Origin of the sequence: Paenibacillus spiritus (assembly GCF_008710135.1) — a bacterium.
Lineage (GTDB): Bacteria > Bacillota > Bacilli > Paenibacillales > Paenibacillaceae > Paenibacillus_AQ > Paenibacillus_AQ glufosinatiresistens.
In genome coordinates this window covers 250,537-266,261 of sequence record NZ_VYKK01000004.1, presented here as the reverse complement: position 1 = coordinate 266,261, position 15,725 = coordinate 250,537, and the positions used below count along the sequence as shown (strand labels likewise).

The following is a 15,725-nucleotide window of genomic DNA, read 5'->3' as shown; positions in this document are numbered from 1 at the left end:
CGGAGCCGGCTGAAGGCAAGAGAGCTGCCGTCCCGTTTTGGGGCGGCATGCTCTGTCTTTGCCGGACCTTGAGCCGGCTTCTTATTTTGGACAACCTGGAGATGAATATGGAGCAGCGCAAAGAACGGATTGACGTCCTGCTCGTGGAGCAGGGATATTACGAGAGCCGGGAGAAAGCCAAAGCCGCCATTATGGCCGGCCTCGTGCTGGCTGACGAGGAACGGATCGAGAAGCCCGGGATGAAGGTGCTGCGCACAGCGGCGATCCGGGTCAAGGGCGCGGTTCACCCCTATGTCAGCCGCGGCGGATTGAAGCTGGAGAAGGCGCTTCGGACGTTCGGCATAGCTATGACGGGCCGGACGATGCTGGACATCGGGTCCTCCACCGGAGGGTTTACCGACTGCGCTCTGCAGAACGGAGCTTCCTATGTGTATGCAATTGACGTCGGCTCCAACCAGCTCGACTGGTCGCTGCGGAAGGACGAGCGGGTCTGCGTCATGGAGAAGACCAACTTCCGCTATATGGAACCGTCCGATCTGGAAGGACCGCGGCCGGATTTTGCCAGTATTGATGTCTCCTTCATCTCGCTGCGTCTCATTCTGCCGCCGCTGCTTGCGCTGCTGGAGCGCCCGGCCGATATCGCGGCGCTCATCAAGCCGCAGTTCGAGGCCGGACGGGAGAAGGTCGGCAAATCCGGCGTGGTCCGCGAACCCGCTGTCCACCGCGAAGTGCTGCGGGAGGTGCTGACGATGGCGGAGGAGCTGGGCTATGTACTCAAGGGACTGACCTTCTCGCCGATTACCGGCGGCGAAGGGAACATTGAATTTCTCGCACACTGGCGGCTGGAATCCGGGGAAGCGCCGCCCGTTACTCCGGAACGGGAAGCCGAAATCGCCCGGTTGGCCGAGAACGTCGTCCGGGAAGCCGGGAGTACCTTCGGGGCCTCTTCCCATCCTGAAACTCATCGCTAAACCGGTGAGTTTCTTTAGGTTCAAGGGGTTGCAGGGTTTAGGCGAAGCCGGAGCGAATAACACTACCGAGGTGGTAATCAATGACGGGGAGCCCGGACAAGGCCGTCATGGCTGTGATAGCCGTAGGAGTTGCAGTGTGGCTCGTCTATCGGCTGTATGTGTGGATTCAGCGGACCGAGACCGCCGGGACGATCCCGTTGAACCGGGAAATTGCGCCCCATCCGGCCCTGAAGCTGCTGGAAGACGCCGGTTACGAGGTAATCGGAGGCAGGCTGAAGATTCCGCTGTCGTTTCGGATAGACGGACGGGAGGAGCTGTACAGCCGCCTGTTCATTGATTACATCGCCGCCGCCGAGGACGGCGGTTGGTATCCGGTAATTCTGGCCCGGCCCCGCAAGGCCGTGGAGTGGACGGGCAGCGGCCTTCGGGACGCGCTTCTCCCCTATATGCTGCTGTATCCCGACTCGGCGGGAATTCTGTATGTGAACACGGCCGAAGAGACCGTGCGCGCCATCGCTTTTGGCCGGGACGACGGCGAGAGCGATTAGGCGACGGAACAGGAGGACTTGAATGAAAGGGCAAAGACATATCAAAATCCGCGAAATTATTACCCAGCGGGAAATCGAAACTCAGGACGAGCTGGTAGAGGCGCTGCGAAGCGCCGGATTCCAGGTCACCCAGGCGACGGTATCCCGCGATATTAAAGAACTGCTGCTCATCAAGGTGCCGACCGATGACGGCCGTTATAAATACTCGCTTCCGACCGATCAGCGCTTCAATCCGACGCAGAAGCTGAAGCGGGTGCTGGTAGACAATTTTCTGAATATGGACTATTCGGGCAATCTCGTCGTAATGAAGTGTCTTCCCGGAACGGCCAACTCCGTCGCCGCACTCATAGACAGCATCGAGTGGCCGGAGATCATGGGGACCATTTCGGGCGACGACACGATTCTGATTATTTGCCGAAGGCCGGAAGACAGCAGCTCGGTCGTGTCCCAGATTATGGGGTATATTTAAGAAACGAATCGGGTCATCGGAGGTGGCTAATACGTATGCTGGAGACTTTATCCATCCGGAATCTGGCGGTTGTGGAGAGCGTGGATGTGCATTTCCATTCCGGCTTTCATGTGCTGACCGGCGAGACCGGCGCGGGCAAGTCCATTATCATTGATGCGCTTGCGCTGATTGCCGGCGGCCGGGGATCGGCGGATTCCATCCGCTACGGCTGCGACAAAGCGGAAATGGAAGCGCTGTTCAATCTGCCGGAGAGACACCCGGTCTGGGAGACGCTGGACCGGCTTGGTATCCGCAGCAATCCCGAAGAGCATCTGATTATCCGGCGCGAACTCAATGCGCAGGGCAAGAGCATTTCCCGGGTCAACGGACAGATGGTCAATCTGACCATGCTGCGGGAAATCGGAGATCAGCTCGTCAATATCCACGGTCAGCACGAGCATCAGAACCTGCTTAGGGCGGAACGTCATCTGGGCCTGCTCGACACTTACGGCGACGCCGTCATCGGCCCGCTGAAGACCGAATACCAGTCGCGGTACAGCGAATTCGCCCAAGCCGAGAAAGAGCTGCGGGAGCTTCAGGAATCGAGCCAGAAGAGCTATCAGATGCTCGACCTGTACCGGTTCCAGCTGGAGGAAATCTCCTCCGCGGCCCTGAAGCCCGGAGAAGACGAATGGCTCGCGGAAGAAAGGGTCAAACTATCCCACAGCGAGAAAATGATGGAGTCGGTATCAGGGGCCTATGAGCTGCTGTACGGCAGACAAGGGCTGGAGACGATCGGCAGCGTCATTTCCAGGCTGGAAGATGCGGTGCGTTACGACGAGAAAGGTCTGCGTCCTGTGCTGGAGCAGCTGCAATCCTCCTACTACCAGCTGGAGGACGCCGCTTTTCAGCTTCGCGATTACCGGGAAGACATTGAATTCAATCCCGAGCGTCTGGAGGAAGTCGAGAACCGGCTGGATCTGATCACCGGACTGCGGCGCAAGTATGGGGATACGGTGGAACAGATTCTGGCATACTATGATCAAATCTCCCGGGAAAGCGAGCTGCTGGAGAACAAGGATGAGTATGTGGAGAAGCTGACCGCCAAGCGTAATCTTCTTCTGACCGGGCTGATGGAAGCAGCCGAAAAGCTGAGCGAAGCGCGCAGACAATGCGCGCGGGACCTGGCGGCACAAGTCGAGGGTGAACTGAAGGACCTTCAAATGGAACGGACGAAGCTGGAGGTCAAGCTGGAGCTGCTGGAGGACCCGCGGGGCGTTGAAGTGGACGGCCGGCGCATCCGGCTGACCCGCCAGGGAATCGACAGCGCCGAGTTCATGATCTCGCCGAATCCCGGCGAGCCGTTGCGTCCTCTGGGCCGGATCGCCTCCGGCGGCGAGCTGTCGCGAATCATGCTGGCGATGAAGAGCATTTTTGCCCGGCATGACCAGATTCCCGTTCTCATCTTCGACGAAGTGGATACCGGGGTCAGCGGGCGGGCGGCCCAGTCGATTGCGAACAAGCTGTACCGGCTCGCCTCCTCCTGCCAGGTGTTCTCCATTACCCATCTGCCGCAGGTGGCCTGTATGGCCGATCATCAATACCTGATCCGCAAAATCGTCGAAGACGGCCGCACCATGACCGAGGTGGAACCGCTTGAGGCCGAAGGGCGCATTATGGAGCTGGCCCGCATGCTCGGCGGGGTCGAAATTACGGAGAAAACCCTGCATCACGCACAGGAAATGCTGGATCTGGCGGAGGCCAGCAAAGCGGCTGAAGCCCAAGCGGCGCAATGATTGACAGTAATAAAAGCCTGGGGGCAAGGTTATCTTATAGGTACGCAATTGGCGACCACCTTTTCGTCAAGCGAAAGAAGCAAAAGGGAGCGTGACAGCCATTGAAGCCTAACCTCAGGAAAGCCATGCCAGGCCTTTTTCTTGTCTTCTTTCTGACTGCAACCGCCGCCGTCCATGAGGGGCGAAGCTATGCTTCGACGGACGCTCCGGCACCAGCTGCGTCCGGACAGGCCGATACCGTCCGGTCGTTCGCAGACAGGTCCCCAGGTTCAGCCCCTCGGGTTATTCCCGGCGGACAGACCATCGGCGTCAAAGTTAAATCCGACGGCGTACTCGTTGTCGGACACCATCGGGTCGAAGTATCCGATGAATCCAAAATATCGCCCGGCGAAGCAGTCGGACTGCTGCCGGGCGATCTGCTGACTGCCATGGACGGCGTGCGCCTGGGAGGAGTGGCCCGGGTTGCCGACTTGGTCAAGCAAGCCGGCGAACAGAACCGCCCGCTCCGGATTACGTTCAACCGCTCGGGCAGGGTAAGGAATGTGGATCTCAAGCCGGCCTATGACCGAACCGACCGCGTGTGGAGGCTTGGGCTGTATATCCGCGATTCGGCCGCAGGGGTCGGTACGCTGACCTTCTACGATCCCCGGCAGGGCGTCTACGGGGCGCTGGGACATGTGATAACGGATATCAACACCGGAACGCCCATTGTCGTCGGCAGCGGCCATATTGTCGAGTCCAGCGTAACCTCAATTTCCAAAAGCCAGGATGGCGACCCCGGAGAGAAGCGGGCTCATTTCCTCAAGGAGAGCCGGGTGCTCGGCAATGTGCGAAGCAATACCGATTTCGGCATCTTCGGCCGGATGGATCGTTCACCCGGGCACAGTCTGTATCAGGAGCCGGTCCCGGTAGCCCTGAGCAGCGAAGTGAAGGAAGGACCGGCGCAGATTCTCACTGTCGTGGAAGGGCAGCAGGTCGAACGGTTCGACGTGGAGATTATCCATGTAGCCAAGCAGTCAGAACCGGCGACCAAAGGCATGGTACTGCGCATTACCGATTCCCGGCTGATTGATAAGACGGGCGGAATCGTTCAGGGGATGAGCGGCAGCCCGATCCTGCAGAACGGCAAGCTGGTCGGAGCGGTGACCCATGTGTTCGTCAATGATCCGAAGTCCGGGTATGGCTGTTTCATCGAGTGGATGCTGCATGATTCCGGCGCTGCAGCCGCCGCCTAACCGATTCCTAATCTTAAGGCCAAAGCGCCTTAAGATTATTTTTTGGCTGAAATGTCGAATGGGCAAGAATGGAATCGAACCTTAGAATAAAATATTTCATTATAAATCAGGCTGGAAAAAAAATAAAGAAAAATAATTTTCGACAGAAGGAAATTCATCCCATCTGTCGAAAATGTATCAAAGACAAAAACGACATTCGCCAGAGGAACCGAAATTCATCAACCAACCATAAGGAGGAACTGAACGAGTGCATAATATTGAAGTGTTGTTGGCCGACGATAACCGCGAATTTACGAATCTGCTTGCCGAGTATATCTCTGAGCAGGAAGACATGACTGTGACGGGCATTGCCTATAACGGTGAAGAGGTGCTCCAACTGCTGCGGGATGCCCGCAAGCTCCCCGACGTGCTGATTCTGGATATTATCATGCCGCACCTTGACGGTCTCGGTGTACTGGAACGGATTCGGGAGATGAACCTGCAGTCTCAGCCCAAGATTATTATGCTCACGGCGTTTGGACAGGAGAATATTACGCAGCGTGCGGTGCAGCTCGGCGCAGCGTATTATATTCTGAAGCCGTTCGATATGGAAGTGCTGGCCAACCGGGTGCGGCAGCTCGTTGGAGGCCCGTCGGTAGGCAGTCTGACCGGCGGCGGTTCGGGGAGCAGTACCCTCTACAGCCATGCCAAATCGAATGTAGTTCCTCTCTCCAAAGGAAAGAATCTGGACGCCAACATTACCTCGATCATACATGAAATCGGCGTTCCTGCGCATATTAAGGGGTATCAGTACCTTCGCGAGGCCATTACGATGGTCTACAACAACATCGAAATTCTCGGAGCCATAACGAAGACGCTCTATCCGGCCATTGCCGAGAAGTTCAAGACGACGCCGTCCCGCGTCGAGCGGGCGATCCGCCATGCCATTGAAGTCGCCTGGACCCGGGGGAATATTGATTCCATCAGCCACCTGTTCGGCTATACCATTAATATCTCCAAATCCAAGCCGACCAACTCCGAATTTATCGCCATGGTAGCCGACAAGCTGCGGATTGAGCATAAGGTGTCGTGAAGGGGTAAGGATCAATAAACGTGCCTGTTGAGGGTATAAGACAAGGACTCGCCTACAAGGGAGTCCTTTTTCGTTTAGCTGAATTGGCTACGATTAAAATTGATTAGTATGCGCAAAGTACAACAATAACCGCAAATGCCGCTTATACGATGTGGATGATATGGCTGAACAGAGAAATCCCGCCAGCACATGTCCTGGCGGGATTTTGGCTTGGAGAAGACGGTTCGGCTGAAGCGTAATCTAACAAGATTCCGAGAGTTCTCCGAATTGCCGCTGAGTGAGTTCAAGTTCAACCAAAGCTATAAAATCAGGTGAGACCTTCGCTTGTAAAGCCATTTCATAGATGTCCATTAACTGCTCGTCCGACAGAATCTCCAGGGAAGAAGGACGCGGCGAAGGGGTGAAGAAATAGTTCATAGGGCTTCCTCCTGTATCAGATGTAGGCAATCTGGGGTGTGCCTTTTACCAAATGGTACCATCTGAAGCGCCTTCTGTCTTCCCTGATTCAACCGCTAAATTCCCCTTTACAAATGATGGGTATTATGTAATAATACTCGTTTTATTGTTGCTCAAATATCTTAAAGATCAGGAAGTACCGTTGATAGGGAGCTCGAGCTCTGGGGGGATTTTCTGGACGCCAAATACTTCTTGAGCCTCGACTCATTGGATTCGGAGACAGAGGCAAAAGAAGGGGCGGTACGGAAATTAACGACTTTGCGAACCGAATCATAATCCCCTACATTGTCCAGATTGACCACATTGCTTCGATCCAGACGTTCAAAGCCCTTACTTCCATAAGCGGCATGCAGATCCGAAAGAGTGGTGGGGAGAACATATTCGCCTTCTTGGGTATGGACGATTATTGTATTTTTAAAATTAGAAAAATACAAAATTTCGTTCTCATGGATTTCATGAGAAGACCCGTTTTTTTGCAGAACACGCATTTGTTTTCCCCATCCTTGTCCAGTTACTTACGGAGTTCTTGCGGAATTTCCGGGCTGTGATAGAGCGGCTTGAGAGCAGAAGCAAATGCTTTAGCAGTGGACAGCAATGCTTTTGAAGCATATTTAGCTACAGCCTTCTTCATAGTGAAAATCCCCTCCTTTCCAAGGAACTACAAAAAGTGATTGAACAAAAAAAGCTAGCCCCCATGTGGGTGAGCGGAGAAAGAAGTTTATAAGTACTATGTTTACAGCTATTGCCTTCCAGATCGGATACAGTTTCAAGGGCAAATTAGAATTTTTATCTGGATTTGGGGCATATAAAAGCATCACTACTAAAGCAAAAAAGTTAAAAAACCAAATATAATGCTCAGTATATGAAGAAATATGGGGTAGCACAGTGCAAAGAGCAATAGAAAATAGATTACAAGCAATGGCGCTTTTGAAGTGTTTGCCTCCTGAGAAAAAGCGAAAAATACAAATTACTATAAATAGAATCAATGTTTCTGTTAATTTACCGGTGATAAATCCAATTACATTAGAAAGAAAAAAGACAAAAAATGTATTTATAATTAGCGTGAGTGCATATTGAAGTATGGCTATGGAGGCAGTTTCTTCCGGATTTGCAGATTTTATATTAACCGCAAGTTTAGTAATCATTTTCTGCATAACATCTATCCTTCTGATAAGAGATACGAAGATAAATGAATAGAAATATCACATAAATCATAGGCAAAATAATATAAAAACTATTCAAGTAATTTGAAATGAGAAGAGTTAGTGAAACTAGAATAAGGGAAGGGATATTTAAAAGGAGAAGTGCGATTTCTTTTTTTCCAATTTTCACTCTTGCACTTTGTTTATCTGGAACAAAATCAAAGCCTTTTCTTTTACGCTGTACAATATGACCAATTGAAATACTAAAGAGAGCGGTCAAAAGCTGAAGTAAATATACGCTTATACTTTCCTTACCTCCAAAAGTGGAAGGTAGGCTCCCAAAAGATTTGATAACTAAATAAGTAATTGTCTGCAAGGACGCATAAGCTTGATATGCAAATCCAGTCATGACAGCAGCATAAAAAAGATTTATACGAAATAACATCCAAAGGAAACAAAATAGAAGAAAATACTGAAGAAAAAGATCCACTTGGGTTAAGTCATAAGTCTCTCTCAGAATATAAGAGAAGAAAGCCATAATCAGGCTGGAAAATATCATTTCAAAGGGATATTGATCAATCTTAAATACACTAAATGCAAGAAAGTAGAGGGCATAAGTCTCCACCACCGAGAACACCATAAACAGAACAAACTCCGTCACTTCCACACACTCCCAAGAGCCGAGTAAACAATTGAAATCCTGCCATCATTATACATAAATCCATATAATTCAACAATATCCAAATTGAAAAATTGGAACAATATGAAAGAAAATTTTAATAAAAAGGAAGCGGCACCGGGAAAGAGAGCGGAAGGGCAAAACAAAAGACATGCCGGCGGCGGCATGCCTAGTCGGTGTCGGTATGGGGTTCATCGGGCTTCCTTCTGGCCAGCAGGTATTTTTTCAGTCGGGATTCGTTGGATTCGGAGACAACGGCGAACTTCGGAGCATTCCGGAAGTTCACGACCTTGCGTTCGGCGTCATAATTCTCGACGTTGCCAAGGTTAACGACGTTGCTGCGATCCAGGCGTTCAAAGCCATGGCCTCCGTATGCGGCATACAAATCGGACAGGGTCGTGGGCAGTACATATTCGCCATCCTTGGTATGAACGAATATTGTATTTTTGTAGTTAGAGAAATACAATATTTCCTCCTCCCGGATCTCCCGGGAAGAACCATCGTTTAGCAGAACACGCATGCTTTCCCCATCCTTATACGATTACTTACGGAGTTCTTGCGGAATTTCCGGACTGTGCAGCGTCAGCTTGCAGACAGAAGCGAACAGACGCGCCGAGCCGGCAAGTACGCTGGAAGCCTGTCTGGCAATTAATTTCATCATCGGGTGTTCCTCCTTTCCCAGGGAATTACTGTTAAGGACTGCGCCAGAAAAGCGAGCCCGATCACAGGCGACTGGACGAAGAAGTTGATGAGAACCAATACCACCGATATTCCCTTCATTGCCGGGTAGAGGCGGGCCGGGATCTGGGTGTTGATATCCGGATTCGGTGAAAAGACCAGCATGAGGATAAGCGCCGCCGCGTTCAGAATGAAGAGTATGGATGCTGCGTAAGGGACAAGCAGTGGAAGACCCACGCAGATTAAGATCGAAGAGACATTGCAAGCTGCCGCAGTCCGAAGGTGGAAGCCCCCCGAGAAGAAGCGGAGCAGAACGAAGGCTGCCAGACAGAGCAGAGACTGAGCCATGAAGCCGAACATCCAGCCCAGAAGGGCGGAGCCGGCTATGACCAAAAGCGTATTCAGGATGATACCCAGGGCGTATTGCATGACCTCCACCGAAGCGGTCTGTTCCGCATTCGAGCGTTTGATGGACAGTGCAATCTTATGCGCCAAAGTATTCATCGTCCCCACGATCCTTCTTGTAAGATAAATACATATATCCGTACAATAAAGCGGCATAAGAGAAAGGCATCAGGAAGAAGAACTCGGCCAAATCTGAAGCGAAATATTGAATGGCCAGAACAAACAGCAGCGAGGGCAGGCTTAGAGCGAAGAGGATACGGTCCCTCCGGCTAAACTGAACCCTAACATCCGGCTTGTCGGGCACGAAGTCGAAGCCCTTGCGCTTCTTCTCGATAAACAATCCCAAGGCTACACCTGTAATTGCCGACAGCACCTGAAGAACATACGAAGGAATCATCGGGTCCAGACCTTCAATCGAGAAAGCGCCTACCCAGGTCATGACCAGATACAGCAGCGACTGAAGGAACATGTAAGCCAGGTAAGCCATGCTGACCATGATGGAGGCGAAGAACGGATGAATCCGGAAGAGCATCCAGAGAAAACAGAATGCAAGCGTGTACTGAAGCGTAATATCTACATAGATCAGATTGTAATCGTGACGCAAAAAATACGAAAAGAATCCCATGATAAAGGTGGCGAAGACCATTTCCTTCGGGTACAAATCTATCTTGAAGATTTTGAACGCCAGATAGAACAGGGCGAATGCTTCAATGATCGAGAACAGGATGAACAGGACAAACTGAGTCAATGGATACACTCCCGCGAACCGATTAAACAATTGAAATCTTGCCACCATTATACAGAATCTCATATAATTCAACAATACAAACAGGCAAGAAATCAGGTGTTCTCATTAAATCATAGGCGGAAACGGCCGGAAAGGAAAGTGCAGAATGAGAGATGCGCTGGATAAAGATGAATATTCTATTTTTGTCGCTCATTATCTGGAACAAATAACCGAAGAAGGAGAATTATCGGATATTTACCGAAGCCAATCGGACGAATTAATAGCCCGTTTCGGGAGACTGAGCGAAGAGCAGGCCGGATACCGATATGCCGAAGGCAAATGGAGCGTGAAGGAAGTGCTGGGGCATCTGACGGACAGCGTCCAGATCTTCAGTTACCGGCTCTTGTGCCTGGCCAGGGGAGAATCGCAGCCGCTTCCGGGGTTCGAGGAGAACCTTTATGTACGGGAAGGCCGCTTCGACGCAGCCGGACTGGATACGCTTCTGGCCCGTTACCGCACGGTTCGGGATGCGGCGCTGGCGTTGGCGGAGAGTCTGCCGGAAGAAGCGATGATGCACAAAGGCATCGTCAACGGCAATCCGCTGTCGGCAAGAGCGCAGTGGCTGATGCTGATCGGGCATGAACGTCATCATATCCGTATTCTGGAAGAACGCTACGGGGTGTAAGCGGTGAAGAATCTCTTCATGAAGCTGGCTGGCCTCATTATCCCGCCCGAGAGATGTACTGTCCTGATCACATTCAGCCTCGACCAATATATGTCTGCCAAAAATACGCTGGCTGCTTCCGGCATCGGCCACCGTTCCCTGATGAAAGCTTCTGCGCGCGAGCTCGGCCAGCGCGCCGGTACAGGCGGCAGCGGAATCAAGCAGAAATACGAGATCCGGGTCCGGCCCGAAGACGAAGAGCGGGCGCTTGCTGCTCTTCGCTCGAGCCGGGGAAGGAACGATTAGAAGCGCGCTTTACAGCGGCGGATTCTTATGGCATTTGCGGCAGACCGGATAGTAGGCTTCATTGCCGCCGATCTGGATCTGCCGGCCGCTGTAGACGGGCTTGCCGTTCTCGACGCGGAGCGTCATGATGGCTTTGCGTTCGCAGAACCAGCAGATGGTCTTCATTTCCTCGATTTTGTCCGCGTAGATGAGCATATATTGGCTGCCCTCGAACAGGTTGTTCTGGAAGTCATTCTTCAGGCCGAAGGCCATGACGGGTATATTCAGCTCGTCCACGATCCGGACCAGCTCCAGAATGCTGTGCTTGCTTAAGAATTGGCACTCGTCCACGAGCACGCAATGCGGCTTCGGCTGGTGGGCGGCCACAAGCTCATACATATTCGTCTTCTCGTCAACGGCGATGGCCTGCCGGCGCAGGCCGATCCGGGAGGAGACATAACCGACTTCATCGCGGTTGTCGATCGAGGAAGTAAAGATCAGGACGGATTTTCCCTGTTCTTCATAATTGTGCGCGACCTTCAAAATCTCGATGGATTTGCCGCTGTTCATCGATCCGTATTTAAAAAACAACTGAGCCACTGTACATCGGTCCCTTCAAAAAAATGCAGTCAATCCAGCCTACCATATTTGGCGGCAAGGAGGCCAGCCCATAAGCGGCAGTTGGTCCGGCTTCCGCAATCTGCTAAGATTATGGGTATTCCAGAGGTAAGAAAGAAGGACAGGACAGAATCATGGACAAAACGGAAGGTTTGAGAGACAAAGCGGCTTCCATCAAGGAAAGAGAAACACTCGGCCAAGAGACGCAAGAATTGCTGGACGAGCTGCTGGAAGCCCTGGCCGAGAGCGAACGAAGCAACCGGGCGCTGCGGCGGGCCGCGCTGAAGGCGGCGGGGACGGGCGGCATGTCTACCCGTCTGAAGGACGCGCTGTACGAATAACTGCGGGAGATGCATCTATGTCGGTCATCATTCCTTTTATCCGAAAATACAAAGTCGCGGCGGCCGCCTCGCTGGCAATGATGCTGATGGAGCTGGCGGTGGAATTGTCCCAGCCGCTGCTGATTTCAAAGATTATTGATGAAGGCATCCGGCAGCGGGACGCCGGAACGGTCTGGATGTGGGGCGGAGTGCTGCTGGCAAGCGCTGCGGTCGCTTTTGCCGCGGGCATTCTGAGCTCCTTCTTCGCTGCGCACACAAGCCAGGGGTTCGCGTTCGATCTTCGGGACAAGCTCTACTCGCGGATTCAGCGGTTCAGCTACGAGACGTTCAGCCGGTTCGCGACTTCTTCGCTGATTACCCGGCTGACGGGGGATGTCGGCCAGCTTCAGGATACCCTCTTCATGAGTCTCCGGTTCATGACCCGGATTCCGCTGGTCGTAATCGGAAGCGTGGTCATGGCGCTGGTGGTCCACGCGGGACTCGGCGTCTGGCTGGCCCTGACGGTGCCGCTGCTGCTTGGATTTCTCTATCTCTCCATGCGGATGGCCGCACACCGCTTCAAGGCGGTGCAGGAGCGGCTGGACAGCGTGAACGGCGTGATTCAGGAGAACCTGACCGGCATCGCACTGATCCGCGCTTTTGTCCGCACCGGGCATGAGATCGCCCGTTTCGGCGAAGCCAGCCTCGGGCTGATGCGCAGCAGTGTCCGGGCGCTGAAGCTGACGGAGACAAGCGCGCCGATTCTGATGCTGATGATGAACGGAGCCGTCATTCTCGTGCTCTGGTTCGGACGGGTGCAGATTGAGGTCGGAAGCGCAACGCTCGGCGAGACCGTGGCGGTCGTGAACTACTGCCTGCGGACCATCGGCGCCTTGTCGGCGCTGTCGGGCATTGTGGTGACCTATTCCAAGGCCCGGGCTTCCGTGCAGCGCATCCGCGAGGTCATGGAAGCCGAAGAGGGAAGCGGCGAGAACCGTGCTGATCTCTCCGGCCTGTCTGCGGCTTCCTTGACTTCCGCCGAGGATATCCGGGTGGAGTCCGAAGCGGGCCAGGGCGCGGTCGTATTTGAGCATGTCAGCTTTTGCTACCCCGGGAGCGACATTCCAATCCTTAGCGACATTTCGTTCCGGGTGCGTCCCGGCGAACGGGTTGCAGTCATGGGGGCGACCGGCTCGGGCAAATCGTCGCTTGTCGCCCTCATCCCGAGGCTTTATGAGCCGTCCGCCGGGCGGGTGCTCGTGAACGGCGAGGATGTTCGGAGCATGGACGAGTCCCGGCTCCGGGGCATGATCGGCTATGCGCCGCAGGAGGCGCTGCTGTTCTCCGGCACGATCCGGGAGAATATCGCCTGGGGCAAGCCGGATGCTTCGCCGGAAGAAATCGGGCGCGCCGCCGAGGCGGCCCAGATTGCGGAGACGATCCGGAGCCTGCCCGAAGGCTATGAGACGCGGCTTGGCCAGCGCGGGGTGAACCTCTCGGGCGGACAGAAGCAGCGTCTGGGCATTGCCCGGGCGCTGGTGCGCCGTCCGGCGATTCTGATTCTGGACGACAGCACGAGCGCGCTCGACGCGGTGACGGAAGGAAGGCTGCTGAAGGCGCTGGAGAGCCTGTCCTGCACGACTTTTCTGATTACCCAGAAAATCAGCTCCACCCGTTCCTGCGACCGGATTCTTCTGCTGGAGGACGGCAGGCTTGAAGCCGAAGGCACGCATGACGACTTGATGAAGCAGTCCGCCCTGTACCGGACCATCTGGGAATCCCAAGCTCCGGCACCGGCGGCGGGAGAGGAGGCGCGCCATGCTCAAGGAACTGATTGAACCGTTCAGGCACCCGAGGCCGGCCTTCACGCTTGGCGAAAGCCGGGGGCTGTCTTCGGGGAGAGGACCGAAGGCAGCCAAGGCCAAGGACTATAACGGCACGCTGGCCCGCATATGGAGCTATCTGGCGAAGCGCAGAGCGAAGCTGGGGCTGGTTCTGTTCATGGTCGTTCTAAGCTCGGGCCTCTCTCTGCTGGCCCCGTATATGATCGGGCGGGCGGTGGATACCTATCTCGGGGGCGGCGGGGAGCATTGGCCCCGGTTCCTCGGAGCGCTGACGGCGGTCTACGTCGGGTATGCCGTCAGTTCCTGGCTCCAGAACATCTGGATGATCGACATCGCCCAGGAGACGGTCTACCGGATGCGGACAGACCTGTTCCGCCATCTGCACCGGCTGCCGATTCCGTTCTTCAACCGGCGGCAGCAGGGCGAAATTATGAGCCGGCTGACGAATGATATCGAGAGCGTCAGCTCGACGCTGAACAGCTCGGCCATCCAGATTTTCTCCAGCGTCTTAACGCTGGTAGGCACGGTCTCGGTCATGCTGTGGTTAAGCCCGCTTCTGACGCTGCTGACGTTCATCGTGGTCCCGCTGATGGCGCTCGGGATGCGGTGGATTACCCGCCGCACCGGTCCGCTCTTCAAGGAACGCCAGCGCAGCATGGGCGAGTTGAACGGATTTATCGAGGAGACGCTGTCAGGCCAGCGGCTGATCAAGGCTTTTTCCCAGGAGGAACGGGTGATTGAGGATTTCGCAGAGCGCAACCGGCGGATCATGCTGTCGGGCTACTGGGCGCAGGTGATTTCGGGCTTTATTCCGAAGCTGATGAACAGTCTGAACAACCTCAGCTTCGCCATCGTTGCCGGCGTCGGCGGCATCCTGGCGGTTCACGGCTCGGTGACGGTGGGAACGATTCTCGTCTTCGTGGAGTACACCCGCCAGTTCACCCGGCCGCTCAATGACCTGGCCAACCAATGGAACACGCTGCTGTCGGCGATAGCCGGGGCCGAGCGGGTATTTGAAGTGCTGGCCGAGGAGACGGAGGCCGCTTGGGAGAAGGGAGCGTCGGCTCTGCCGGCTGTTCAGGGAGCGGTCTCCTTCCAGGGGGTATCGTTCTCGTACGACGGAGAGCGGGAGAACCTGTCGGACATTACGTTCAAGGCCAAGCCGGGCGAGACGGTGGCGCTGGTCGGTCCGACCGGTGCCGGCAAAACGACGCTGATCGGCCTGCTCTGCCGGTTCTATGAACCGGATAAAGGACAAATTGCCGTAGACGGCAGGGACCTGTCGGGAGTGACGCGGGAGAGCCTGCGGAGCCAGATGGCGTTCGTGCTGCAGGATACGTTCCTGTTCAAGGGAACGATCCGGGACAATATCCGCTACGGCCGGCTGGACGCTTCGGATGAAGAGGTGGAGCGCGCCGCGATAGCGGCCAACGCCCATTCCTTCATCACGCGGCTTCCGGGCGGATACGACCATATGCTGGAGACGGGCGGAAGCGGCATCAGCCAGGGCCAGCGGCAGCTGCTGGCGATCGCGCGCGCCATTCTGGCGGACCCGGCTATCCTGGTCCTGGACGAGGCGACAAGCAGTATTGACACCGTAACGGAAGTGAAAATCCAGGAAGGGCTGCTGGCGCTTATGAAGGGGCGGACGAGCTTCGTCATTGCCCACCGGCTCGGCACGATCCGCCGCGCGGACCGGATTCTGGTCATGCAGGGCGGCCGGATTGTCCAGCAGGGCACCCATGAAGAGCTGGCGGGAGTGCCCGGACTGTATGCGGAGCTGGTGAGCGGGGGAGAAGAGGAAGAGCAGGGAGAAGACCACCATTAAGAAAGTGGG

The 15,725-nt window shown here is 54.7% G+C and carries 21 protein-coding genes; 11 read left to right on the top strand and 10 right to left on the bottom strand.

The window, feature by feature from the left end; translation table 11 throughout:
• Nucleotides 1–107 precede the first annotated feature (107 nt).
• The 6 genes from F4V43_RS02995 (at nt 108) to spo0A (ending at nt 6,070) form a co-directional block, all read left to right on the top strand.
• Entirely contained in the window at nt 108–971 is an 864-nt protein-coding gene (locus F4V43_RS02995; RefSeq protein ID WP_150456761.1) for a TlyA family RNA methyltransferase, read from the top strand.
• Between the two features lie 80 nt (nt 972–1,051).
• Complete coding sequence (locus F4V43_RS02990) at nt 1,052–1,519, top strand: hypothetical protein (RefSeq protein ID WP_150456760.1); 468 nt, start codon at nt 1,052–1,054, stop codon at nt 1,517–1,519.
• Nucleotides 1,520–1,541: 22 nt separating this feature from the next.
• Nucleotides 1,542–1,988, top strand: a complete 447-nt coding sequence (gene ahrC / locus F4V43_RS02985; RefSeq protein WP_150456759.1) for a transcriptional regulator AhrC/ArgR — start codon at nt 1,542–1,544, stop codon at nt 1,986–1,988.
• A 35-nt stretch (nt 1,989–2,023) separates the two neighbouring features.
• Entirely contained in the window at nt 2,024–3,763 is a 1,740-nt protein-coding gene (recN, locus tag F4V43_RS02980; protein WP_150456758.1) for a DNA repair protein RecN, read from the top strand.
• A gap of 125 nt (nt 3,764–3,888) precedes the next feature.
• Nucleotides 3,889–4,998: a SpoIVB peptidase gene (spoIVB, locus tag F4V43_RS02975; protein WP_150456757.1), complete on the top strand. Its 1,110-nt coding sequence runs from the start codon at nt 3,889–3,891 to the stop codon at nt 4,996–4,998.
• Between the two features lie 247 nt (nt 4,999–5,245).
• Nucleotides 5,246–6,070, top strand: coding sequence for a sporulation transcription factor Spo0A (spo0A, locus tag F4V43_RS02970; RefSeq protein ID WP_150456756.1), 825 nt, complete (start codon nt 5,246–5,248; stop codon nt 6,068–6,070).
• 240 nt (nt 6,071–6,310) lie between these two features.
• On the opposite strand, the gene sda is transcribed toward spo0A, so the two are convergent.
• The 9 genes from sda to F4V43_RS02925 form a co-directional block, all read right to left on the bottom strand.
• Nucleotides 6,311–6,487, bottom strand: coding sequence for a sporulation histidine kinase inhibitor Sda (gene sda, locus F4V43_RS02965; protein ID WP_223879753.1), 177 nt, complete (start codon nt 6,485–6,487; stop codon nt 6,311–6,313).
• 161 nt (nt 6,488–6,648) lie between these two features.
• Entirely contained in the window at nt 6,649–7,014 is a 366-nt protein-coding gene (locus tag F4V43_RS02960) for a LytTR family DNA-binding domain-containing protein (RefSeq protein WP_150456755.1), read from the bottom strand.
• Between the two features lie 23 nt (nt 7,015–7,037).
• Nucleotides 7,038–7,157 (bottom strand): cyclic lactone autoinducer peptide, encoded by a 120-nt coding sequence (locus F4V43_RS02955; RefSeq protein WP_150456754.1) that lies wholly within the window; start codon nt 7,155–7,157, stop codon nt 7,038–7,040.
• The gene (locus F4V43_RS02950; RefSeq protein ID WP_150456753.1) at nt 7,138–7,680 is read right to left on the bottom strand and encodes an accessory gene regulator ArgB-like protein; all 543 of its coding nucleotides are present in this window, start codon (nt 7,678–7,680) and stop codon (nt 7,138–7,140) included. Before F4V43_RS02950 ends, F4V43_RS02955 begins: the two co-directional genes overlap by 20 nt.
• Nucleotides 7,661–8,329, bottom strand: coding sequence for a hypothetical protein (locus F4V43_RS02945; protein WP_150456752.1), 669 nt, complete (start codon nt 8,327–8,329; stop codon nt 7,661–7,663). Before F4V43_RS02945 ends, F4V43_RS02950 begins: the two co-directional genes overlap by 20 nt.
• Nucleotides 8,330–8,516: 187 nt before the next feature.
• Nucleotides 8,517–8,867 carry a LytTR family DNA-binding domain-containing protein gene (locus F4V43_RS02940; RefSeq protein ID WP_150456751.1) on the bottom strand — a complete coding sequence of 117 codons (351 nt, stop codon included), beginning with the start codon at nt 8,865–8,867 and terminating at the stop codon, nt 8,517–8,519.
• 21 nt (nt 8,868–8,888) lie between these two features.
• A complete protein-coding gene (locus tag F4V43_RS02935; RefSeq protein WP_150456750.1) occupies nt 8,889–9,008 on the bottom strand; it encodes a cyclic lactone autoinducer peptide in 120 nt (39 codons plus the stop codon).
• On the bottom strand, nt 9,005–9,529 hold the full coding sequence (locus F4V43_RS02930) for an accessory gene regulator ArgB-like protein (RefSeq protein ID WP_191089455.1): 525 nt from the start codon (nt 9,527–9,529) through the stop codon (nt 9,005–9,007). The genes F4V43_RS02935 and F4V43_RS02930 overlap by 4 nt, the downstream gene beginning before the upstream one ends.
• Nucleotides 9,510–10,178: a hypothetical protein gene (locus tag F4V43_RS02925; RefSeq protein WP_150456748.1), complete on the bottom strand. Its 669-nt coding sequence runs from the start codon at nt 10,176–10,178 to the stop codon at nt 9,510–9,512. The genes F4V43_RS02930 and F4V43_RS02925 overlap by 20 nt, the downstream gene beginning before the upstream one ends.
• Nucleotides 10,179–10,323: 145 nt before the next feature.
• Between F4V43_RS02925 and F4V43_RS02920 the strand changes: the two genes are divergently transcribed.
• Together F4V43_RS02920 and F4V43_RS02915 are read left to right on the top strand one after the other, a co-directional pair.
• Entirely contained in the window at nt 10,324–10,842 is a 519-nt protein-coding gene (locus F4V43_RS02920; RefSeq protein ID WP_150456747.1) for a DinB family protein, read from the top strand.
• A gap of 18 nt (nt 10,843–10,860) precedes the next feature.
• Nucleotides 10,861–11,127, top strand: a complete 267-nt coding sequence (locus tag F4V43_RS02915; RefSeq protein ID WP_150456746.1) for a hypothetical protein — start codon at nt 10,861–10,863, stop codon at nt 11,125–11,127.
• Nucleotides 11,128–11,136: 9 nt separating this feature from the next.
• Here F4V43_RS02915 and F4V43_RS02910 read toward each other — a convergent pair whose 3' ends face one another.
• Nucleotides 11,137–11,706, bottom strand: coding sequence for a thymidine kinase (locus tag F4V43_RS02910; RefSeq protein WP_150456745.1), 570 nt, complete (start codon nt 11,704–11,706; stop codon nt 11,137–11,139).
• Nucleotides 11,707–11,858: 152 nt separating this feature from the next.
• On the opposite strand from F4V43_RS02910, the gene F4V43_RS02905 reads away from it, so the two are divergent.
• From F4V43_RS02905 to F4V43_RS02895, 3 genes are read left to right on the top strand one after another with little or no spacing between them, the layout of a single operon-like run.
• Nucleotides 11,859–12,065: a Ni2+-binding GTPase gene (locus F4V43_RS02905; protein WP_150456744.1), complete on the top strand. Its 207-nt coding sequence runs from the start codon at nt 11,859–11,861 to the stop codon at nt 12,063–12,065.
• 17 nt (nt 12,066–12,082) lie between these two features.
• The gene (locus F4V43_RS02900; protein WP_150456743.1) at nt 12,083–13,882 is read left to right on the top strand and encodes an ABC transporter ATP-binding protein; all 1,800 of its coding nucleotides are present in this window, start codon (nt 12,083–12,085) and stop codon (nt 13,880–13,882) included.
• Nucleotides 13,863–15,716 carry an ABC transporter ATP-binding protein gene (locus F4V43_RS02895; RefSeq protein WP_150456742.1) on the top strand — a complete coding sequence of 618 codons (1,854 nt, stop codon included), beginning with the start codon at nt 13,863–13,865 and terminating at the stop codon, nt 15,714–15,716. Before F4V43_RS02900 ends, F4V43_RS02895 begins: the two co-directional genes overlap by 20 nt.
• Nucleotides 15,717–15,725: the final 9 nt, after the last annotated feature.